The organism is Nocardia sp. NPDC051900 (genome assembly GCF_044452545.1).
Lineage (GTDB): Bacteria > Actinomycetota > Actinomycetes > Mycobacteriales > Mycobacteriaceae > Nocardia > Nocardia sichangensis.
The window spans coordinates 139,007-161,015 of the sequence record NZ_JBITBU010000010.1; the positions used below are offsets into that span (position 1 = coordinate 139,007).

The following is a 22,009-nucleotide window of genomic DNA, read 5'->3' on the forward strand; positions in this document are numbered from 1 at the left end:
TGGAGTGCGGCATGGCCGTGCGTCGACGGTGACGTGGGTCACTCCAAGTCGGGTGTCACGGCGTCGATTTCGCGCGGTTCGACGCTCGGTAACGGCAGGTGAGGCGAAGATCACATGCCTCGTTATGGTTGCGGCTCCGGTGCTGAATCGGACGTGCCGAGTGGGTGAACTGGATCCTTTTCACTCACTGGTTAATGCCGAGCCTGTCGGGGAACTGCCCGGTCTTCCCGGCGTGCCGCTATGTCTTTACCCGGTTTATTACCGCGTAAACAAACTTCTGGTCTCTTTCCATTGGACGGTGACCAGCAACTGTCCTTTCGTGCAAATGAACGTGCAGGTGGGAAGGGGTGTCAGCAACCATGGAGGGGTCTATCGAAACGCTCCGCTAATGCCCGAGGCGAGTTCCGATTCATTGCCGTGACCTATTCCCCGTGACTATTCCGGCGGAGTCGCCGGAGCGGTGCCCGGTCGCCGAAATCATGGTCGCCCGGGTCGCATGCGGTTAGCTGGCACGGGGCGAAAAGCTGCTGCCGCAAGGGTTTGCTGGGGTGCTGCTTTATACGCTTGACCTCGACAGGCAGGGTTGCGTAGGGATAACGGTTGTGTAGAGTTGACGGTAACGCTGGCCGCAGCTAGAGCAGCGACTCGCTGCGGCCAGCGGAACTCAAATGGGGGACTTCCGAACCGATCTGGCGCCGCTTAGCTGCCGATTGTCCCAGTCACTTCACCTAGCGTGTGCTGAATGTTGGCTGCGTCACAGTGGTCAGATGATCGCCCGATGACTCGGCGCCCGGCTTCGCCTGCTCCGTGACCGCGCGGCGTCCCACCCCGAACACGTACACCAGGAACAACGCCTCGGCAGTGAATCCGATCGCGATGCGAATCGGTGTGGGCAACGGGCTCGGCGTCACGAAACCTTCGATGAAGCCACAGACCAGCAACACTCCGACCAAGCCGAGCGCTACGGTCGCGGTCGCCCGGCCCTGCCTGGCCACCGCCTCCACCCGGCTGAGCCGACCCGGATCGATCAGCGTCCAACCGAGTTTCAGGCCGACGCCGCCCGCGACGAACACCGCGGTCAGCTCCAGCGTGCCGTGCGGAAGGATGAAGCCGAAGAACGAATCCAGCCGCCCCGCATCAGCCATCAGGCCCGCGCTGACACCCAGGTTGAGCGCGTTCATGAACAGCAGGTAGACCGCGGGCAGGATCAAGACGCCGGTGAACAAGGCGATCGCCGTCACCCATGCGTTGTTCGTCCATACCTGCGCGGCGAAGGCCTCCTGCGGATGCTCCGAGTAGTACGTCTCGAACGCGCCGCCCGGCGCGGTGAGGCTCCTTGTGTCCTCGGGAATTCCGAGCACCTCGCGGGCCGAATCGAACCGGTCCACCCAGACTGCCAACCCGGCCGACACCGACAGGAACACCGCGGCGACGCCGACCCACCACGGCCATGCCCGATAGAGCGCCGCCGGGAAACGGTGGCTGAAGAACCGTCCGATCTCCTGCCAAGTGTCGGCTCGCGTGCCCAGCACCCGACCGCGCGCACGTGCCAGCAGCGCGCTCAGCCCGGCGATCAGCTCCGGGTCCGGGCTGTGTGACTGCAGCCGCGCCAGCTGCTGGGAGGTGCGGCGGTAGAGCATGACGAGTTCGTCCGCCTCCGCGCCGGTGAGCTTGCTCCGGTTGGACAGGTAGTCGAGCCGGTCCCACGCCCTGCGGTGCGCCAGGCTGTATGCGTCCACGTCCATTCGGTTGCCTCCCACTCCCGCCGGTCGCAAGAATGCTATCGACATGGCTGAGTTCACCACCGGCGAAGCAGTGGCCCTGGAACTGCCGATCGCCCGCATCCCCACCAGGGCCACCGCGTTCCTGATCGACGTGCTGGCCCAGTGCACGCTCGGGTTCGTGCTGTTGTTCGCGATCGTCACGTTGCTGCTGCCCGCGGGCGTCGACTCGGCCTGGTTGGACGTGGTCGCACTGGTGACCATCGTGACCGTGCTGGTCGGATACCCCGTGACCTGTGAGACCGCTTGGCGGGGACGAACGCTGGGCAAGCTGATGCTCGGGCTGCGGGTGGTGCGCGAGGACGGCGGGCCGATCGATTTCCGGCACGCGCTCACCCGCGGCCTGGCGGGCGCGATCGTCGATTTCTGGATGCTGGGCGGGTTCGGCGCTATCGCGGTGCTCACCTCGATGTGCTCGCCGCATGCGCGGCGGATCGGTGACGTGCTCGCTGGCACCGTGGTCGTGCACGCGCAGCGCCCGCTGCCGCCGCCCGCGCTCGCGATCGCGCCGCCGTGGCTGACCGGCTGGAGCGCGCAGCTCGAGCTGTCCGGACTACCGGAAGATCTGGCGCTGGCGGTGCGGCAGTACCTGACCCGCTTGCGCACCCTCACGCCCGCGGCGCAACACCAGCTGGGGACGGCGCTCGTGGCCGAGGTGTGCGGCCGGCTGCGCGTCGCGCCACCGGCCGGTTGTCCGCCGTCGCAGATTCTCGGCGCGGTCATCGCCGAACGGCAGCGCCGGGTGCTGCCGTGGCCGCTGTACCCGGTATTCCCGCCGCGCGCCGGTCAGCCGTTCGCCGCCACGTAGTCGTCGATCTCGCGCAGATAGGCGTCCTGCCGGGCGGGCGTGATCCACGAGGCACGGAAGGAGTTCCGGGCCAACTCGACCACCTGATCGGTCCCGAGACCACCTTGCTCGGCGAGCGCGAGGTAGTTGTCGGCAACGTAGGCGCCGAAGTACGCGGGGTCGTCGCTGTTGACCGTCACCGTCAGCCCACGGCTCAGTAGACCGACGATCTCCTCGGCCTTCATCTGCGCCGTGACGAAGGAGTTCGACACCGGACAGCAGGTGAGCGCGATGCCCTTGGACCCGGCCAGTTCGACCAGACGGTCGTCCTCCACGATGTTGGTGCCGTGGTCGAGGCGGTCGACGGCGATGTCCTCCAGCGCCTGGCGGATGTGCTCGATCGAATCCGGCTGGTCGATGTCGCAGTGCATCGTCAGCAGGAACCCTTCCGCGCGGGCGCGCTCGAAGACGGCGGCGAACTTGCTCGGCGGGTTGCCCCGCTCGTCGGAATCCAGCCCCACACCGAGGATCCAGCTCTTGTACGGCAGCGCTTCCAGCAGCGTCGCCATGGCGTACTCCGCGGAATGGTCGCGCAGGAAGCACAAAATCAGTTCGGCGGATATCCCCAGCTCTCGCCGCGCCCGTGCGATCGCCGACCGGTATCCGCTGATCACCGTGGGGAACGGGACTCCGCGCCCAGTGTGCGCCTGCGGATCGAAGAACAACTCGGCGTGACGCACGCCTTGGCCGTGCGCTCGGCGCAGATAGTCGAAGGCGAGGTCGTGGAAGTCCTCCGGGCGCTGTAGCACGCGCATCGCGGGGTAGTAGACCTGGAGGAATGACGTCAGGTCATGGAATCGGTAGGTCTGCTCGACCTCTTCCACGCTCTTCTCCGGCAGTTCGATGCCGTTGCGCCGGGCGAGGCGGAACTTCAGCTCCGGCTCCAGCGTCCCTTCCAGATGCAGATGCAGTTCCGCTTTGGGCAATCCGCGGACGAAGGCGGCGAGATCTGAGGCCATGGGGTCATGATCCTCCTCGGCGGGCGCGCGAGGACGCGCTTCGACGAGACCGCGGGGCCCGGCGGAAAAGACTCAAAGGGCTCCGGATTGTTTCAGCTCCAGATATTCGTCCGCCAGGGCCTCCGGCAGTCGTTCCGGAGACGCCGCGACGACCGCGATCCCGGTGCGCCGCAGCGATTCCTGTACCAGCGCGCGTTCGGCGAGCACGGATTCGGCCGCGGCCGCGGCGTAGAGGTCGGACAGGCCGTCGCGCCGGGTGGCCGCCGCGGCGACATCGGGGTCGGTCACCGAGACGATGAGCACGCGGTGCCGTTGCGCCAGGACCGGCAGCACAGGCAACAGGTTCTCCTCCACCGCGGCGCCGTCCAAGCTGGTGAACCAGACGACCAGGCTGCGCCTGCGAGTGCGCTGAATGGCCGCTCGCACCAGTCCGGCGCTGTCGGTGTCGACGAGGGCGGGAGTGATTCCGGCCATCGCGTGCATCAACTTCAGCTGGAGACCCTTTCCGCCGACACCTCGGACCTCGGCGCGCGCTCGGCGGTCGAAGGCGAGCAGGTCGACCGAATCCCCCGCAGCGGCGGCGAGACCGCCGAGCAGCAGGGCCGCCTCGATGCTCGCGTCCAAGCGCGTACCGTCGCCGACCCGGCCCGCGCTGACCCGGCCGGTGTCCAGCAGCATCAGCACGTGCCGGTTGCGCTCCGGCCGCCAAGTGCGGACCAGGACGTCGGTGGCGCGGGCGGTGGCGCGCCAGTCGATCGCGCGCACGTCGTCACCGGCGACGTACTCGCGGAACGAGTCGAATTCGGTGCCCTGCCCGCGCAGGTTGGCCAGATTGCGGCCGTCGAGGTGCTGCAACCTTTTGACTTTCGACCGCAGCAGCCGTTCGGCGCGGAACGCGGGCAGCGCCCGCACCCGGGCGGGCACGTCCCGCCTCGTCTGCCTGCCCGCCAGTCCGAGCGGGCCGAGCAGCCGCACCGTGATCCGGCCCGCGACCCGATCGCCGCGGTAGGTGGGCGTGAGCGTGGTGCGGAGACGGACCTTGGTACCAGGGGCGAGATCCAATACGTGCGCGCCGTTCTCGGCGCGTGCGCTGTCGGGCCAGTCGTCCCACACCGTCCCGCGCAGCCTGCGGCCTCCGGTGTTGACCGCGACGAGTTCCACCTCGGCGGAGCGGCCGAGCCGCACCGTGGTCAATGCCTCGCGGGACAGCGACAGGTCGCGCGCCCGCCCCACAGCGCCGAGATCGACGAGCAGCCCGGCGGCCAGGACGCAGGTCACCACGACCACGCCGACCACCGAGGGCAGGACCAGGGTGACGAACAGGGCCGCCACGCCTGCCGCGGCGGCCAGCCGACCGGTGACGACCATCGGCTACACCGGGACCGGGACCGACAGCAGCAGCGACGACAGCACGCCTTCGGCGGTCACACCGTCCAGTTCGGCCTCCGGGCGCAGGTGCAGGCGGTGCCGCAGCACGGCGACGGCGACGGTCTTCACATCGTCCGGCGTGACGAACCCGCGCCCGTTGAGCCAGGCGAACGCGCGGGCGGCCGCCATCAGGGCCGTCGCGCCACGGGTCGACGCGCCGTGCTGTACGGCGGGCGAGATGCGGGTGGCCCGGCACACGTCGACGGTGTAGGCGAGCACCTCGGGGCTGATCGTGGTCTGCGCGATCGCGGCGCGGGCGGCGGCGATGTGCGCCGGGCCTGCGACCGGACGCAGTCCCGCGGCGGTGAGGTCGCGCGGATCGAAACCCGAGGCGTGGCGTTGCAGGATGCGGAACTCGTCGTCGCGACCGGGCAGGTGGATGTCCACCTTGAACAGGAACCGGTCCAGCTGCGCCTCCGGCAGCGGATAGGTGCCCTCCTGTTCGATCGGATTCTGGGTGGCGACGACGACGAACGGATCGGGCAGCGGCCGTGGTTTCCCGTCCACCGAGACCTGGCGCTCCTCCATCGACTCGAGCAGGGCCGACTGGGTCTTCGGCGGCGTGCGGTTGATCTCGTCGGCGAGCAGCAGGTTGGTGAACACCGGTCCGTGCCGGAAGGTGAACTCGGCGGAGTGCGGATCGTAGATCTGCGACCCGGTGACGTCGCCGGGCATCAGGTCGGGGGTGAACTGCACCCGCGCGTGCTCCAGGTCCAGCGCCGTGGCCAGCGCCCGCACCAGCAGCGTCTTGGCCACCCCCGGCACGCCTTCGAGCAGGACGTGGCCGCGGCACAGCAGCGCGAGCACCAGGTACATGACCGCGTTGTCGTTGCCGACCACCGCCTTGCCGATCTCGGCGCGCAGAGCGTGGAACGCGGCGCTCGCCTGCTCGGCCGTCGGGGTGGTCTCGGTGCTGGTCATTCCATCTCCTGTGGTTCGCGGGCGTTCCCGCGGGCGGTGAGCCGGGCGAGGACCGGGCGAGGGCTTCTCATCCGACCTCCGATTCGATCCATTCGAGCTGAGCGGCGACCACCCGGAGGGTCTCGGGATCGGGAACCGGGCCGAACAGGGCGGCGCCGATCTGGGCCGGGTCGGCGCCGACGCGCGCGGCGATCACGGCGACGATCCGGTCCGGCGGGGTGTCGGCCGTGACGCCGAGAGGGGTGCGGATGCGGCGCAGCGCGGCCGCCCGCAGCTTTCCGGCGACGTGATCGTGATCCTTCGAGCGGCGATACAGCGCGGCCTGGCCGCCGAGCAGTTCGTTCGCGGCCACTTCGACGGGGCGGGGTTCGCGCACCAGAGCGCCCCGTCTGCGGGCACGCCACCACACCACCAGCGCGGCGGCGATCAGGAACTGCACGCCGCCGTAGAAGACCGGTGCGGGCAACCGGTCCCAGATCGCGTCGTCGCCCGCCCCGAAGCCGGGGCGGTCCGGCGGAGGGACGTCGGGCAGATCCGGCGGCGGTTGCGGCGGCGGGGCGGTAGGCGCGATCGGCGCGCCGCAGGACTGCGCGACGCCGTAGACCAGCAGCAACAACGCGGCCGTCGCGGCGAGCACCGCCCAGAACCTGGGATCGCGCACCAGGTTCGGCAGCGGCGGCAGTTTTCGCCTGGTGCGCGGCGTCTGCTCGACCGCCTCGATCTCGACCGGTTCCGATGCGGGGGGCGGCGCGGACCCGGAGAACCGGTCGGCGTGTTCCAGCCTGCGGTATTCGTCCTCGGTGGCGCGGCGTCCGCCGTAGACCACCTCGTCGAAGCTTCGTGCGGCGGGCTGGAACTCGGTGGCGGTCTCGAGCGGCAACGCGGTCGTCACGTCGTCGGCGGTCTCCCGCGCGGTCCGCGACCGCCGGACCTCCAGCACGCCGCCTTGTTCCAGGCCGCGCAGCACGGCGCGAAAACGTTCCCGCAGGGCGCGGTCGAAATCCCGCTGCGCGGCGGCTGTTTCGGCGGCGGCGCGATGATCGGCGGCGGCGCCGAGCCGCGGGGCGCCGGGCGCGGGGTCGGCCGTTCGCGGCTCCATCGGCACGGGATCGCTCATCGCGCCTCCCGCCTCGGAATGCGAATGTCCAAACCCTCTCTGCGGCAGCGGCGATCGACGTAGCACACCACCCGCGACGAAGCCTCGACCACTTCGCCGAATGCCGTCAGCAGCAGCACCGCCGACGTGGTCAGCACGATCACCGGCCACCGATGGGTGCCGGAGAAGTCCGAGACGAACAGCGGGATGCCGAGCAGTGGGACGGCGAGCAGCGTGAACAGGGCCCGCTGGGCGATCCAGAGCCCGGTGGTCGGCCACTCCGCGCCTTCGGCGAGCAGTTTCGCGCGCGCGACGCCGTCGCGATGCGTCGTGCGTTCGACCAACAGCACCGGCACCGCGACCCAGCGGCGGGCGCGCAGCCGGCCCAGCCAGATCGCCGCGAGCGGCAGCGTCACGATCAGCAGGCCGCCCACCGCGAGCACGCCGACGCCCACCATGGTGAACAGCAGTTGGAAGACCAGCAACGGACCGAGCGTCCCACCGAATCGGCGCAGCGCGGTCCGCCAGCCGATCGGGGTTCCGTCGACGGTCGCGAGCCCCAGGGCCACGGTCGTGCCGCGTAACGCGAACCGCAGCAGCCACGCGCAGGCCGCGGTGGACAGGATCGCCGCCCACGCGGTGCCGGGGTCGGAGCCGTCGGTGAGCGCGGAGGCGCCCGCGGTCACCGCGACGACCACGGCTTCGGCGAGCAGTAGGCCCGTCACGCTCAACCCGGCCAGGGCGCGGATGTTCGCCTGGATCAGCGCGAACGGCACATCGAGCAGTTCGCGGAAACTCAGCGGTCGGATCGGCACCGTCGCTCCAGGAGACCCCGGTACCGGATCTGTTCCCGCCCCGACGGCGCCGGCCGGTTCGGCGGCTGGCAGCACGGGCCGAGTCTAACCGTCAGCGCCGCAGTAAGCGGTCCACCACGTGCCGGTAGCGAACGGGATCGATGGGCGGAAGACCGAGCAGCGCGCGCAGGTACACGCCGTCGCCGACCAGTCGGATGAGGTCGGCCTGAACCGGGTCGGCGACCTCCTCGTCCAGACCGTCCGACCAGGAATTCATCAGGTCCACCAACGCCTGCTGCACCTCGTCCGGCTCGGGCGTGGCGTCGATGGTGCGCATGGTCGCGAGCATGGACCGGTAGAGCTCCAGCTCCACCGCCTCCGCCTCGACGGCCGGGTTCGGCGTCTGCAGGTACCACTCGGCTACCGAGCCGCCTTTGGCGACCGAGTTGTCCAACTGCTGGCCCGCACGGTCGGCCAGTCTGCGGACCAAGCCCGCGAGCAGCGCGTCCTTGCTCTTGAAGTGATAGAGCAAGCCGCCTTTGGAGACGCCCGCGGTGGCCGCGACATTCTCCAGGGTCACGTGCGACATGCCTTTTTCCAGGAGCAAGGTCTCGAGCGCATCCAGGATTCGGTCGCGGGTGTCAGCCGTCACCCGGCCGACTATACCGTCCGGACGGTTATGTGAGTAGTATACCGTCTGGACGGTAAGAAAACGGACGACGGAAGTCGAGAAAGTCATGACCACCCAGACCGCGCAACCCGCCGAACGATCGACCAATGCCCCACCTCGAGCGGGGACACGCGAGTGGGTGGGGTTGTCCGTGCTGGCGCTCGCGCTACTGCTGCTGGCCGTCGACGCGACGGTGCTCGATCTGGCCGTGCCCGCGATCAGCGCCGATCTCGCGCCGAGCACGCCGCAACTGCTGTGGATCATCGACGTCTACTCGTTCGTGCTCGCCGGACTGCTCGTCGTCATGGGCAACCTGGGCGACCGGATCGGGCGGCGCAAGTTACTGCTGCTCGGCGCGGCGGGATTCGGTGTCGCCTCGATACTCGCGGCGTGGTCCCTGACGCCGGAAATGCTCATCGCGGCGCGCGTACTGCAGGGTGTCGCCGGTGCGACGCTGATGCCCGCGACGCTGGCACTGATCAGGTCGATGTTCCTCGATCCGCGGCAGCGAACCGGCGCGATCGCGGTGTGGAGCGCGATGGCCGGCGGTGGCGCCGCGGCGGGACCGCTGCTGGGCGGCTGGCTGCTGGAGCACTACTGGTGGGGTTCGGTCTTCCTGGTGAACCTGCCGGTCATGCTGGTGCTGATCGGGCTCGGTCCGCTGCTGCTCCCGGAGTCGCGTGATCCGCGGCCCGGTCGTTTCGACCTGCTCAGCGCCGTGCTGTCGATGCTCGCGCTGGTGCCGGTGGTGTACGCGGTGAAGGAATTCGCGGCGCACGGGCCGAGTGTCCGGGTCGCGGTGATCAGTCTGATCGGCTTGCTTGCCGGGCTGTGGTTCGTGCGCAGGCAGCGACGACTGGAGCAACCGATGCTGGACCTGGCGCTGTTCGCGCTGCCGAAGTTCCGTACGGCGGTGCTGACCAATCTGCTCGCGGTGTTCGCGCTGGCCGGTGTGCTCTTCTTCGGCTCGCAGTACCTCCAGTTGGTGCTGGGACGCTCCCCACTGCAAGCGGGATTGCTGCTGCTGCCCGGTTTGTCGGCCGGGATGATCGCCTCGCTCGCCGCGGCCTGGCTGGTGCGGCGGCTGCGGCCGGGCACGGTGCTGGGCGGCGCGCTGATCACGGCGGCGGTGGGCGCGGCGCTGTTCGGCCTGCTCGGCCCCGACGCGGCCACCAGTACCACGCCGTTCGTACTCGGTTTCCTGTTCATCGGGGCAGGCGTGGGCGTCGCGCTCACCGTGTCCTCCGACCTGGTGGTCGGCTCGGCGCCGCCGGAGCGCGCGGGCGCGGCCGCCGCCGTGTCGGAGACCGCGTACGAGACCGGCGTCGCGCTGGGCGTCGCGATCCTCGGCAGCGTGGTCATGGCGATCTTCCGCAACGGTCTCGATCCGACGCACGTGCCGGGCGACCGGATGGCTGCCGCCTCGGAATCCCTGGGCGCCGCCACGGCTTTCGCACGTGAATTGCCGGAGGCCGCCGGGCGCGCGTTCCTCGCCTCGGTGCACGAGTCCTTCGTCTCGGGCATCCACTTCGCGGCCCTCGGTACCACCGCGATCTTGTTGATCGCGGCCGCGGTGGCGTTCCGGTTGCGCCATGCGCCCGGGTGATTTCGCGGGCCGGATTGCGCGGCGCTGCCCACGCCGGTGTTCGAGGCCGCGGCCGAACCGCCGGTTGCGGAACCCCGCTACTTCCCGGTCGGCGGCGGTGAGCCCGCTGCAAACGACCATGAGGGTTCACCGCGCGACATCGGACCGACTGCGGTGCCGATCCGCCGGCCGTCGCCGTGATGCGCGTGAGGCGCGGGATGCGCTGCGCCCGTGCAATACCCGGGTGGGTGTCGGGTGCGTCCGCTCGTCTGAAGTCGAGGTAGTCGCGGCGTTCGAACCGAACAACATTTGGTTGTGGATCATCGCTGGTTCGGTTGTTTGATCACACCTCCGCGCCTTGCTTTGATCCATGGCGATCAACAGTGAGTTGTGCGATCGAGAGGTGCGAAGCTTGGGGACCGGACGATCTCTCGGTCGGCAGTTCGGATGGTTGTGGGCGGCCTACGCGGTCAGCGCCTACGGGTCGGGTCTTGGGTTCGGTGCGTTGCCGCTGATCGCCGTGCTGGTGCTGCACGCAGGCCCCGGACAAGTGTCCGCGCTGTCGGCGGTGGGGCCTGCGGTGGGCGCGCTGATCGCGTTGCCGCTCGGGCCGTGGGTGGAATATCGCCGCAAGCGACCGGTGATGATCGCGATGGACCTCACCCGGTTCGCGGTCATGACGACGATCCCGCTCGCCTATGCCTTCGGCCGACTCGGTTTCGTCCAGCTGCTGGTCGTCTCGGCCGTGGTCGCCGCGGCCAAGATCGCCTTCAACGCGGCGAGCGGCGCCTATCTCAAAGCCCTTGTGCGGCCCGAGGACCTGCTCGTGGCCAACGCGCGATTCGAGTCGACGACGTGGAGTTCCACCGCCGTAGGGCCGCCGCTGGGCGGAGCGGCGATCGGTTTGTTCGGGCCGGTCACCACCGTGGTGGCCGACGCGCTGAGTTACCTGCTCTCAGCGCTGGCGGTCACGGCGATTCGCGGCAGGGAAGAACCCCCGCGGCGGACCGGCAAGCCCCGGCTGCGGGCCGGTGAGTTGCTCGAAGGCTGGCGGTACCTGCTGGCTCATCCTGGATTACGGGCGCTTTATCTCAACCAGCTGCTCGTGGGCGGACTGATCATGGCCACCGAGCCGCTCCTGGCCGTACTACTGCTCCGCGAGCTCGGATTCCCACCCTGGCAGTACGGCCTCGCCTTCGCCGCCCCCTGCGTCGGCGGACTCATCGGCTCACGCCTTGCCGGCCGTGTCGTGGAGCGATACGGCAGGCACCGGGTCCTGCGCACCGTCGGCACGCTGCGCGCGATCTGGCTGATCTGCCTCGCGTTCGTCCAGCCCGGTGTCGCAGGCCTCGCGACGGTGATCGCTGTCGAACTCGCGATCATCATCAGCATGAGCCTGTACAACCCGGTACTGGCCACCTATCGACTCGAGCACACACCCGAAGACCGCGTCGCCCGCACCCTGTCGGCCTGGTCGATCAGCAGCAGCGCTTCCATCGCAGTGCTCAGCGCGCTCGGCGGACTGCTCGCCGACGTGACCAGCCCGCGCACGGCTATCACGGTCGCGGGACTGCTGATCCTCGTCAGCCCGCTGCTGCTACCCCGTCGCCAGGAACCCGCACCCGCACCCGACCTTGCGGTGGCGACAACCCTTCGACCACGAACGGCAAGCGTTTCGCAGGAAGCCAGGCAAAATTCATGACTGTCACCGCACTCGACCCGTCCAGCGCGCTGGTCCTCGTCGACTTGCAGAACGCCCTCATCGACGCGCCGACCGTCCCCTATACCGGTCGAGAAGTGGTCGCCCGGGCGGTCGAGCTGGCCCGTGCTTTCCACGAGCACAGCGCCCCGGTCGTCCTGGTGCGGGTGACGGCCCGTGCGGACGGAGCGGATGCCGCTCCAGGTCGCAGCGACATCTCGAGCCCACCAGGTTCATTGCCCGACGGCTGGGATGTCATCGTCGACGACCTCGCCGGTCACCCTGACGACATCACGGTGACCAAGCGCACTTGGGGTGCCTTCCACGGAACCGACCTCGATCTGCAACTGCGCCGCCGCCGCGTCACACAGATCGTGCTGGCCGGGCTCACCACCAGCATCGGCGTGGAGTCGACCGCTCGCGCCGCCTTCGAACACGGCTACCACGTCACCCTCGCGACGGACGCCATGGCCGATCTGAACGTGGAGGCGCACCGCAACAGCATCGAACGGATCTTCCCCCTCCTCGGCGAAACCGGTTGCACCGCCGAGATCGTCGAAACGCTTGCCAAGACCCGCGCCTGACCCCGGCAGAAGGTGGATCCGGCCTCGGTGGTGGCGCCGGTCGCAGCTCAGCTCGTCCCGATGCAAGGTCGGGCCGTGTCCGGCGATCGAGTGCGGAGTCGGGGCGCGCGAACAGCGGGCGGTAGCGAGGAGCGTCAGGCCGGGCGGGCGAGCCGGGTCGGCGCGAGGCGGCCGCGAAGGGTGACGGATTCACCGAGCCGCCAGTGTCCGGCTTCGGACTCGGCGGACGCCGCGACGGTTGCGCCGGAGGCGAGCAGCAGGCCCTGCTGCTTGGCGAGTTCGCACAGGCGAGCGGCTTCGTTGACGGCGTCGCCGATGACGGTGAACTCGTAGCGCTGATGCGCGCCGACATTGCCCGCGACCACCCGGCCCGCGGCGACGCCGATGGCCGCGACGAAATCGGTCGCGGTGCTGTCGAGCCGAGCCAGGATCGCGCGGGCGGTGGCCAGCGCCGCGCCAGGGGCGTCGGCCAGCGGAGCGGGCGTGCCGAAGACGGCCAGGGCCGCGTCACCCTCGAACTTGTTGACCAACCCGCCGTGGCGCTCCACCTCGTCGACCACGATGCCGAAGAACCGATTGAGAATGGCGACCATCTCCGGCGCGGGAATGGTCGCGGCCATGGTCGTCGAGCCGACGATGTCGATGAACAGGGCCGCGGCGTCGGTCTCCACGCCGCCGAGCGCCGGGTCGCCCGCCAACGCGGCCGCGGCGACCTCACGGCCGACATGCCTGCCGAACAGGTCCCTGATCTGCTCGCGCTCGCGCAGTCCCTCCACCATGTGGTTGAAACCGCTCTGCAGCTCACCCAGCTCGGTGCCGTCGTAAACGGCCAGCGCGACATCGAGATCGCCGTCCTCCACCTGACGCATCGCGCGGCGCACGCCGAGGATGGGCGCGACGGTCGCGGCCAAGGTCTGCGTCATCAGCAGGAGACCGAAGACCAGTGTCGCGCCGCCGAGCGACAGCACGCAGACCGCCAGTCGCGCCTTGGTGACGTCATCCATCGTGAGCGCCAGCACCGCGAGCACCATCATTCCGGCCACCGGCACGCCGGAGCCGACCACCCAGACGACGAGCGAGCGTCCGAAGACGCCGATGCCGCGGCGCCGACCGGAATCCGCGGCTTCCAGCACCCGGGCGGTGACGGGCCGCAGCGCGAACTCGATGATCAGGTAGCTGTTCGCGCACACCACGATGGCGCTGATCGCGATGCCGAAAGCCACCTTCGGGATCAGTTGGGGTTCGGCCAGCCCGTACAACGTGGTCAGCAGCACGAGCCCGCCGAACCACAGCAGCGCTTGGTCGCGCACCAGCCTGCGCGGCACCGCCGTGGCCGCGGCCATCTCCTCCTCGGTCGGCACGCGGTCCGGATCGGTGGCCCACCGCAGCGCGCGCAATTCGCGGGTAGTGCCCCACCACAGGCCGAGCAACAGCGCGCAGGTCGCGTACAGCGGTGCGGCGAGTACGTCGAGCAGCAGCAGATCCCGGGTGAACACCGACGGGCCCGGCAAGACGAAGCCGACCAGGACGATCGACACGACCATGCCCGTCAGATTGCCCAACAGCGTGGGCACGGTGAGCAACAGCTGGACGCGAATGCGTCGTAGCCCTGACGACTCCTCGGCGGACCCGAGCAATCGCGACCCCCACGGCGCCGCGGCGAGCGTCACCTCCCTGTGTTGCATGGGTGCAGCGTAAGCCGCGGAGCGCCCCAGCGCCGTAGGCCGCACTCGGCCGGATCCGGCGCCGGGTGGGCCGTGGGTGGCAGTGGTGCGGTCAGCGACCCGGCGGCAGTTCGCGGCGGCCGGGCTCGGGGAGTTCGGGGCGGTGGTGGCCCGGCAGTTCGTCACGGTGGGCGCCGGTGGGCAGACCGTAGCCCGCTGCGCCGGTGGGCGGAAGCGAGGAATAGCGCGGGGCGTGCGGCGCGGAGTACGCGGCGTCCACGACGGTGGCGGCGATGTGCTGGGCGTGCGCGATCTCGGGCGCGCCGGGCGGCAACTGGTAGCCGACCGCCTGCGGATGCGAGGTCTGGCCGTCGACGGTGACCTTGCGGGTGCGCCGCAGCGTGAAGGTGATCTCCTCGACCTCCTCGAACGCCTGCCGCGCCGTGCGCAACGGATGCGTGGCGGTATCGATCGCGTTGGCGACGAAGGACGGAACGAGCGGCCGGATGAAACGCGCCGCGGTGTCGGTGAACGGGACAGTGCCGATCAGCGGCAGCTCGAGACCGCCGCCGCTCGGTGCCGCCGGTGCGGATGCGACGGCGGGCACCTGCGGGTGCACGCCGGTGGGCGCGGGTAGGTTCGGCGTCGCCTCGTCGGGCATGGCGCTGTCCTTTCGGTCGTCCGCCGTGGCGGCGGGAAGTTCGGGGCGGCGCGGCGGCTCGGTGATGCCGATCTCGATCCCGCCGATGGCCGCGATGATGCGGGTGCGCTGCCGTTCCCGGTCGATGGCGGTGTCCGCCTCGACGGCGAGGCGGGCGGCGGTGAGCTGCTGCTCGGCGCGCAGGGTCTCGGCCTCGGCGCGTACCTCGGCCTGTTTGACCGCGATCACCGCGTCGGCTTCCCGCTCGGCGCGGTCGTGCACGGTGCGCGCCGCGTTGTGCCGGTCGAACGAGGTCTCGCCACGCCACCAGCGCAGCACCAGCGGCAGCAGCGCGAAGGCGACGAACGCCAGGATGGTGAGAATGCGCAGCGGCAGCGCGTCGTGCACGGTGTAGTCGTTCATCGCCTGCCAGCGCGCGCCGAGCCCACGGTCGGCGTCGTCGAAGGCGGCGGTGCGCGCGGCCGACAGGGCGGCCTGGTCGGCGTCGATCCGGCGATCGGCCGCGTCCACTCGGTCCTGCGCGGTGGCGAGATGCTTGCGGGCGTCGTCGAGCATGGCGTTGGCCGTCTGCGCTTCCGGCCCACGGCCCGGCACGCCGGTGATCCTGGTCCGCGGGCACTCCGGGGTCGGATTGAATTCGCAGCGTGCGATCACCAGGGCGTGGTCGATATCGTTCTGGGCCATCGCGATCGCCTGTTCGAGCGCGGCCCGGTCGGCTTTCGCCCGGTCCAGTTCCGCCTGCGCCGCGACGACCCGCGGCGCGGAATCGAGCGAGCGCTGCGCCTTCTCCGCCAGCACCCGGTCGACGGACCCGCTGAACAGCACGATCGCGGCCAGTTCCGCGAGTAGCCCACCGGCCAACACGGCGACCGCGATGCGCGCGACCAGCCCGAGCCGATCCGGTCCGCCGCTCGGCCGCGCGGTGGCCAGTGCCCTGGCGAGCGCGCCGGTGAGCGCGGCGACCACGATGCCCGAGGCCAGCGCGGCCGACCACGGCCACGCCGAGGCCGCGGCCAGGGCGGCGACCACACCGGAGATCGTGGCGAACAACAGCACCACAGCACCGGTGACGGCGTATCCGGCACGCTCGTGACGATCGCTGATCGCGCTGGTCCGGCCGCCGCCGAGCCAGGTGAACAAGCCGGTGACGGTCATCGGAATGCACATCCTCTACGTCCCAGGCGCTTTCACGGGCGCGACGAAACTGTCACGGATTCGTTGTGACAGCGTGACAGGCTCGCCCGGTTCGCAGCGAGCAGGGACGGTCGGATGTGGCAAGGCTCACAGATCATCCGGTGCTTCGTATCCGGGGTGGGCGATTCCAGGAGGTCACAACGTGCGCGGAGTCTGGTTGACGCTGTTGGCGGCGGCGCTTCTGATCTGGCCGGTCAGCGCGGGGGCCGCTCCGGCCGACCGGTCGCTCGACCGGCTGGTCGCCCTCGTGGTCGAGCGCTTGGACACCGCCGACGCGGTGGCCGCCGCGAAGTGGTCGACCGCGGGTGAGCGCGGCATCGAGCCGACCATCGACGATCCGGTCCGTGAGGCGGAGGTCTACGAGGTCATGATCCGGCTCGGCCACGACCGTGAGCTGTCGGAGAACTGGGTGCGGCAGGTTTTCCTCGGGCAGATCGAGGCCAGCAAGACGGTGCAGCGGGGGCTGATGACGAGGTGGCGCTTCGACCCGGCCGCGGCGCCCACCGCGCCGGTGGGACTCGACACGGTGCGCCCGGTCATCGACCGGGTGAACGTCGAGATCCTCGATCAGCTCGCCGGGCACCGAGCGGAGCTGACCGCGCCGGATTGCGCGGAACAGTTGGCGCGCAGCGTCTTCGGCGTGGTTGTCGCGGACCGCGCCGATGTCCTGCACCGAGCGGCGCTGGTGCGGGCCGCCGTGTCGCTCTGCGCGGCGTAGGCCGCGGCCGGGCCCGCCGGGCGACCCGCGCGGAAAGATGTGTCCAACACCACTTCCTGATATTTGCTGGTTATGTGCTGAACCCCACAGTGGGCAAAAGAGTCCGGACGGTCGGATCATATTCATTGCTTGTCACGCAGCTGTCGGAAATCTCTCATCGGTCACAGCGCCGAGTTAGCCGCCGCCACTTGGTTTGCCGGGCATCCCGCGGGGGAAATCCATTTCGACGCAGGTGAGGGCGGTTTCCGGGTCTCGTGAGGAAGGTCTCGGGTAGGTGTCGCGCGTCGGTTTTCCCAGCTGGCACCGGGTGCCATGGGGATCGATCGCATGGCGCTCGCTGCTTTACACTGGACGGCGCGCACACGTGGAGGACCCAATGCAGAAGCCCAGCTAAACCTGGTTATTAGCGCAACCTAAGTTGGTTGGGCCCTGGACCTGACTTATCGTTTGCTCTTACGCCGAACACAGAACGTTCGGCTACCTCGCCCGCTCGGGCAGCCCTAGCCAGGTGCTCAGCGTAGCGGTCGAGCACCCGCTCGGAGGTAAGGATCTTGTTAGGGATCCGTTACCGAAGGGCACCCACTACGTCACAGAAGCGGGTGGAAAAAACTGCAGACCTGACTGCACGCCGAAGACCATCAGCGCGGCTGGCTTCGGAACGTACGGGCGCAGTCTTGTACGGAGGCGTTCGACGAAAGGCCGTTTTCTTCGAAGGCCGACTTTCCTGAAGGCAGAGGCATGACGCAACTTCCTGGCCACCGGTCACCTGGACCCATCGGGCTCTACGACCCGGCGAACGAGCACGACGCCTGCGGCGTCGCATTCGTCGTCGACATGCACGGCCGCCGCAGCCGCGACATCGTCGACAAGGCTATTACGGCTCTGTTGAACCTGGAGCACCGTGGCGCCGCGGGCGCCGAGCCCAACAGCGGCGACGGTGCGGGCATCCTGATCCAGGTCCCGGACCGCTTCTTCCGCGCCATCGTGGACTTCGAGTTGCCGCCGGTGGGTTCCTACGCCACCGGTATCGCCTTCCTGCCGCAGGCCCGCCGCGAAGCCGCGCGCGCCGCCTACGGCGTGGAGAAGATCGTCAAGGAAGAGGGCCTCGACGTCCTCGGCTGGCGCGAGGTGCCGATCGACGAGTCGTCGCTGGGCGCGCTGGCGCGCGACGCCATGCCGAGCTTCCGGCAGATCTTCATCGCGTCGCCGAAGAACGCCGCCGATCCGCTGTCGGACATGGATCTGGAGCGTCGCGCCTACGTGGTGCGCAAGCGCGTCGAGCGTGAGCTGGGGTCGGCCGGAGCCGGTGAGGGTGCGGTCGGCAGGGAGTCGGTCTACTTCCCGAGCCTGTCGGGGCAGACCTTCGTCTACAAGGGCATGTTCACCACGCCGCAGCTGCGCGCGTTCTACCTGGATCTGCAGGATTCCCGGGTGGAGAGCGCGCTCGGCATCGTGCACTCCCGGTTCTCCACCAACACCTTCCCGTCCTGGCCGCTGGCGCACCCGTTCCGCCGGGTGGCGCACAACGGTGAGATCAACACCGTCACCGGCAACGAGAACTGGATGCGCGCCCGCGAGGCGCTGCTGCGCAGCGACGTCTTCGGCGTCGACTCGGCGGGCAAGAACCGGCTGGAGAAGATCTTCCCCGTCTGTACCCCGGGGGCGAGCGACACCGCCCGGTTCGACGAGGTGCTGGAACTGCTGCACCTCGGCGGCCGCAGCTTGCCCCACGCCGTGCTGATGATGATTCCCGAGGCCTGGGAACGCAACGAGAACATGAACCCGCAGCAGCGGGCCTTCTACGAGTACCACTCGATGCTGATGGAGCCGTGGGACGGCCCCGCGTCGGTGTGCTTCACCGACGGCACCGTCGTCGGCGCCGTGCTCGACCGCAACGGCCTGCGGCCGAGCCGCATCTGGGTGACCGACGACGGCCTGGTCGTGATGGCCTCCGAGGTCGGCGTCCTGGACATCGACCCGTCCAAGGTGGTCAAGAAGGCGCGCTTGCAGCCGGGCCGCATGTTCCTGGTCGACACCGCCCAGGGCCGCATCGTCGGTGACGAAGAGGTCAAGTCCCTGCTCGCCGCCGAGCAGCCCTACCAGGAGTGGCTGGACGCGGGCGTCTCCCGCCTGGCCGACCTGCCCGACCGCCCGCACGTGCACATGTCGCACGACCGCGTGCTGATCCGCCAGCAGATCTTCGGATACACCACCGAGGAGCTAAACCTGCTGATCTCGCCGATGGCCAAGACCGGAGGCGAAGCGCTCGGCTCGATGGGCACCGACACCCCGATCGCCGTGCTCTCGGCCCGTCCGCGCCTGCTGTTCGACTACTTCTCCCAGCTGTTCGCGCAGGTCACCAACCCGCCGCTGGACGCGATCCGGGAAGAGGTGGTCACCAGCCTCAAGCGCAACATCGGCCCGGAGGCCGACCTGCTGCACCCGGGACCGGAGTCCTGCAACATGATCGCGCTCGAGCAACCGATCCTGGACAACGACGAGCTGGCCAAGCTCGTGCACATCAACGACGACGGATCGCACCCCGAGCTGCGCTCGGTGGTCGTGCGCGGCCTGTACCCCGTGAAGAAGGGCGGCAAGGGCCTGCGCAGGGCGCTGGAGGCGATCAACACCCAGGTGTCGGCCGCCATCGACGGCGGCGCGCGGATCATCGTGCTGTCCGACCGCGAGTCCAACGAGAAGCTGGCGCCGATCCCCTCGCTGCTGCTGACCTCGTCGGTGCACCACCACCTGGTGCGCGAGCGCACCCGCACCAAGGTCGGCCTGGTCGTGGAGGCCGGTGACGCCCGCGAGGTGCACCACATGGCCACCCTGGTCGGCTTCGGCGCCGCCGCGATCAACCCCTACATGGCCTTCGAGAGCATCGAGGACATGCTCGAGCGCGGCGCGCTCGAGGTACCGGGCAGCACCGGCGACCTGGCCGCCGACTACCGCAAGGCGGTCGCGAACTACAACAAGGCCGCGGGCAAGGGTGTGCTGAAGGTGATGTCCAAGATGGGCATCTCCACGCTGGCCTCCTACAACGGCGCCCAGCTGTTCCAGGTGATCGGCCTGTCGCAGGACCTGGTGGACGAGTACTTCACCGGCCTGCGCTCGCACTTGGACGGCATCGGCCTGGACGAGATCGCCGACGACGTCGCGCAGCGGCACCGCATCGCGTTCCTGGAGAACCGCAACGAGCGCGCGCACCGCGAGCTCGAGGTCGGCGGCGAGTACCAGTGGCGGCGCGAGGGCGAATACCACCTGTTCAACCCGGACACGGTGTTCAAACTGCAGCACGCCACCCGGTCCGGTCAGTACTCGATCTTCAAGGAGTACACCAAGCTGGTCGACGACCAGTCCGAGCGGCTGGCATCGCTGCGCGGTCTGTTCAAGTTCAAGCACAACGCGCGTTCCCCGATCTCCATCGACGAGGTCGAGCCGGTATCGGCGATCGTGAAGCGGTTCTCCACCGGCGCGATGAGCTACGGCTCCATCTCGGCGGAGGCGCACGAAACCCTGGCGATCGCGATGAACCGTCTCGGCGGCCGGTCGAACTCGGGCGAGGGCGGCGAGTCCCCCGCGCGCTTCGAGCCGGAGGAGAACGGCGACTGGCGGCGCAGCGCGATCAAGCAGGTGGCCTCCGGCCGCTTCGGCGTGACCGCGCACTACCTGACCAACTGCACCGACATCCAGATCAAGATGGCCCAGGGCGCGAAGCCCGGTGAGGGCGGCCAGCTTCCGGCGCACAAGGTGTACCCGTGGGTCGCCGAGGTGCGGCACTCGACGCCGGGCGTCGGCCTGATCTCGCCGCCGCCGCACCACGACATCTACTCGATCGAGGATCTGGCGCAGCTGATCCACGACCTGAAGAACGCGAACCCGCAGGCGCGCATCCACGTGAAGCTGGTCGCCGAGCCGGGCGTCGGCACCGTCGCGGCGGGCGTCTCCAAGGCGCACGCCGATGTCGTGCTGATCTCGGGCCACGACGGCGGTACCGGCGCTTCGCCGCTGACCTCGCTGAAGCACGCGGGCGGCCCCTGGGAGCTCGGCTTGGCCGAGACCCAGCAGACGCTGCTGCTCAACGGGCTGCGTGACCGCATCGTCGTGCAGGTCGACGGCCAGATGAAGACCGGCCGTGACGTGATGATCGCCGCGCTGCTCGGCGCCGAGGAGTACGGCTTCGCCACCGCGCCGCTGGTGGTGTCGGGCTGCATCATGATGCGCGTCTGCCACCTGGACACCTGCCCGGTCGGCGTCGCGACGCAGAACCCGGTGCTGCGCGAGCGGTTCACCGGCAAGCCGGAATTCGTCGAGAACTTCTTCCGGTTCATCGCCGAGGAGGTCAGGGAACTGCTGGCGCAGTTGGGCTTCCGCTCGCTGGACGAGGCGATCGGCCGGGTGGACCTGCTCGACACCTCGCGCGCCAAGCAGCACTGGAAGGCCAGCAAGCTGGACCTCTCGCCGATCCTGGACGACGTCGAGACGGCGTTCATGTACCAGGACCGCCGCTGCACCAAGGCGCAGGACCACGGCCTGGACAAGGCGCTGGACCAGCAGCTGATCGTGCAGAGCCGCGACGCGCTCGAGCGCGGTCAGGCGGTGAAGTTCGAGACCAAGATCACGAACGTGAACCGCACCGTCGGCACCATGCTCGGCCACGAGGTGACCAAGCTCTACGGTGGCGCGGGCCTGCCCGACGACACCATCGACATCACCTTCACCGGGTCGGCGGGCAACAGCTTCGGCGCCTTCGTGCCCGCCGGCATCACGCTGCGCGTGCAGGGTGACGCGAACGACTATGTCGGCAAGGGTCTTTCCGGTGGCCGCCTGGTGGTGCGCCCGTCGCTGAACGCGCCCGGCGAGTTCGTCGCCGAGCAGAACATCATCGCGGGCAACGTGATCCTGTTCGGCGCCACCAGCGGCCAGGTCTTCCTCAGCGGTGTGGTCGGCGAGCGGTTCGCCGTGCGCAACTCCGGCGCCACCGCGGTGGTCGAGGGCGTCGGCGACCACGGCTGCGAGTACATGACCGGCGGCCGGGTGGTCATCCTGGGTGAGACCGGACGCAACTTCGGCGCCGGTATGTCCGGCGGCGTGGCGTTCGTCTTCGACCCGAACGGCACCTTCGCGTCCAAGCTCAACCCCGAGCAGGCCGACGCCGTCGAGCAGCTGGCCGGTGACGATTTCACCTGGCTGCACGACATCATCACCCAGCACCGTGACCAGACCGGTTCCCCGGTGGCCGAGCGCATTCTGAGCGACTGGTCGCAGCAGGTGAACCATTTCGTGAAGGTCATGCCGCGCGAATACAAGAAGGTTTTGCTCGCCATCTCCGAAGCTGAGAAGAGCGGCAAGGACGTGGACGAGGCGATTATGGAGGCCGCTCGTGGCTAAGGAAGTTCTAGAGATGA

General features: G+C 69.3%; 15 protein-coding genes. 6 read left to right on the plus strand and 9 right to left on the minus strand.

Going from position 1 to position 22,009, the window contains the following annotated elements; genetic code table 11:
• Positions 1-728: 728 nt before the first annotated feature.
• Positions 729-1,745 (minus strand): stage II sporulation protein M, encoded by a 1,017-nt coding sequence (locus ACIA5H_RS19020; RefSeq protein WP_379249697.1) that lies wholly within the window; start codon positions 1,743-1,745, stop codon positions 729-731.
• A gap of 43 nt (positions 1,746-1,788) precedes the next feature.
• On the opposite strand from ACIA5H_RS19020, the gene ACIA5H_RS19025 reads away from it, so the two are divergent.
• Positions 1,789-2,589 (plus strand): RDD family protein, encoded by an 801-nt coding sequence (locus tag ACIA5H_RS19025; RefSeq protein WP_379249699.1) that lies wholly within the window; start codon positions 1,789-1,791, stop codon positions 2,587-2,589.
• Here the strand turns inward: ACIA5H_RS19025 and add are convergent.
• The 6 genes from add to ACIA5H_RS19055 all read right to left on the minus strand — a co-directional run bounded on the left by add (position 2,568) and on the right by ACIA5H_RS19055 (position 8,478).
• A complete protein-coding gene (gene add / locus ACIA5H_RS19030) occupies positions 2,568-3,587 on the minus strand; it encodes an adenosine deaminase (RefSeq protein WP_397076937.1) in 1,020 nt (339 codons plus the stop codon). The genes ACIA5H_RS19025 and add overlap by 22 nt on opposite strands.
• Positions 3,588-3,659: 72 nt before the next feature.
• On the minus strand, positions 3,660-4,955 hold the full coding sequence (locus tag ACIA5H_RS19035) for a DUF58 domain-containing protein (protein WP_397076938.1): 1,296 nt from the start codon (positions 4,953-4,955) through the stop codon (positions 3,660-3,662).
• Positions 4,956-4,958: 3 nt separating this feature from the next.
• Positions 4,959-5,936, minus strand: a complete 978-nt coding sequence (locus tag ACIA5H_RS19040) for an AAA family ATPase (protein WP_397076939.1) — start codon at positions 5,934-5,936, stop codon at positions 4,959-4,961.
• 67 nt (positions 5,937-6,003) lie between these two features.
• Positions 6,004-7,053, minus strand: a complete 1,050-nt coding sequence (locus ACIA5H_RS19045) for a DUF4129 domain-containing protein (protein ID WP_397076940.1) — start codon at positions 7,051-7,053, stop codon at positions 6,004-6,006.
• Positions 7,050-7,847 carry a hypothetical protein gene (locus ACIA5H_RS19050; RefSeq protein WP_397076941.1) on the minus strand — a complete coding sequence of 266 codons (798 nt, stop codon included), beginning with the start codon at positions 7,845-7,847 and terminating at the stop codon, positions 7,050-7,052. Before ACIA5H_RS19050 ends, ACIA5H_RS19045 begins: the two co-directional genes overlap by 4 nt.
• Positions 7,848-7,938: 91 nt before the next feature.
• Entirely contained in the window at positions 7,939-8,478 is a 540-nt protein-coding gene (locus ACIA5H_RS19055; RefSeq protein ID WP_355073346.1) for a TetR/AcrR family transcriptional regulator, read from the minus strand.
• An 85-nt stretch (positions 8,479-8,563) separates the two neighbouring features.
• On the opposite strand from ACIA5H_RS19055, the gene ACIA5H_RS19060 reads away from it, so the two are divergent.
• The 3 genes from ACIA5H_RS19060 to ACIA5H_RS19070 all read left to right on the plus strand — a co-directional run bounded on the left by ACIA5H_RS19060 (position 8,564) and on the right by ACIA5H_RS19070 (position 12,364).
• Complete coding sequence (locus ACIA5H_RS19060) at positions 8,564-10,102, plus strand: MFS transporter (protein ID WP_397076942.1); 1,539 nt, start codon at positions 8,564-8,566, stop codon at positions 10,100-10,102.
• Between the two features lie 391 nt (positions 10,103-10,493).
• Positions 10,494-11,783, plus strand: coding sequence for an MFS transporter (locus tag ACIA5H_RS19065; RefSeq protein ID WP_397076943.1), 1,290 nt, complete (start codon positions 10,494-10,496; stop codon positions 11,781-11,783).
• Positions 11,780-12,364: an isochorismatase family protein gene (locus ACIA5H_RS19070; protein WP_397076944.1), complete on the plus strand. Its 585-nt coding sequence runs from the start codon at positions 11,780-11,782 to the stop codon at positions 12,362-12,364. The genes ACIA5H_RS19065 and ACIA5H_RS19070 overlap by 4 nt, the downstream gene beginning before the upstream one ends.
• Before the next feature lie 134 nt (positions 12,365-12,498).
• Here the strand turns inward: ACIA5H_RS19070 and ACIA5H_RS19075 are convergent, their stop codons facing one another.
• The gene (locus ACIA5H_RS19075; RefSeq protein WP_397076945.1) at positions 12,499-14,049 is read right to left on the minus strand and encodes an adenylate/guanylate cyclase domain-containing protein; all 1,551 of its coding nucleotides are present in this window, start codon (positions 14,047-14,049) and stop codon (positions 12,499-12,501) included.
• Between the two features lie 91 nt (positions 14,050-14,140).
• A complete protein-coding gene (locus ACIA5H_RS19080; protein ID WP_355073337.1) occupies positions 14,141-15,844 on the minus strand; it encodes a DUF4407 domain-containing protein in 1,704 nt (567 codons plus the stop codon).
• A 181-nt stretch (positions 15,845-16,025) separates the two neighbouring features.
• Here ACIA5H_RS19080 and aroQ point away from each other — a divergent pair, with 181 nt between their 5' ends.
• A complete protein-coding gene (gene aroQ, locus ACIA5H_RS19085) occupies positions 16,026-16,601 on the plus strand; it encodes a gamma subclass chorismate mutase AroQ (RefSeq protein ID WP_397076946.1) in 576 nt (191 codons plus the stop codon).
• A 738-nt stretch (positions 16,602-17,339) separates the two neighbouring features.
• The gene (gene gltB, locus ACIA5H_RS19090) at positions 17,340-21,992 is read left to right on the plus strand and encodes a glutamate synthase large subunit (RefSeq protein ID WP_397076947.1); all 4,653 of its coding nucleotides are present in this window, start codon (positions 17,340-17,342) and stop codon (positions 21,990-21,992) included.
• Positions 21,993-22,009 lie beyond the last annotated feature (17 nt).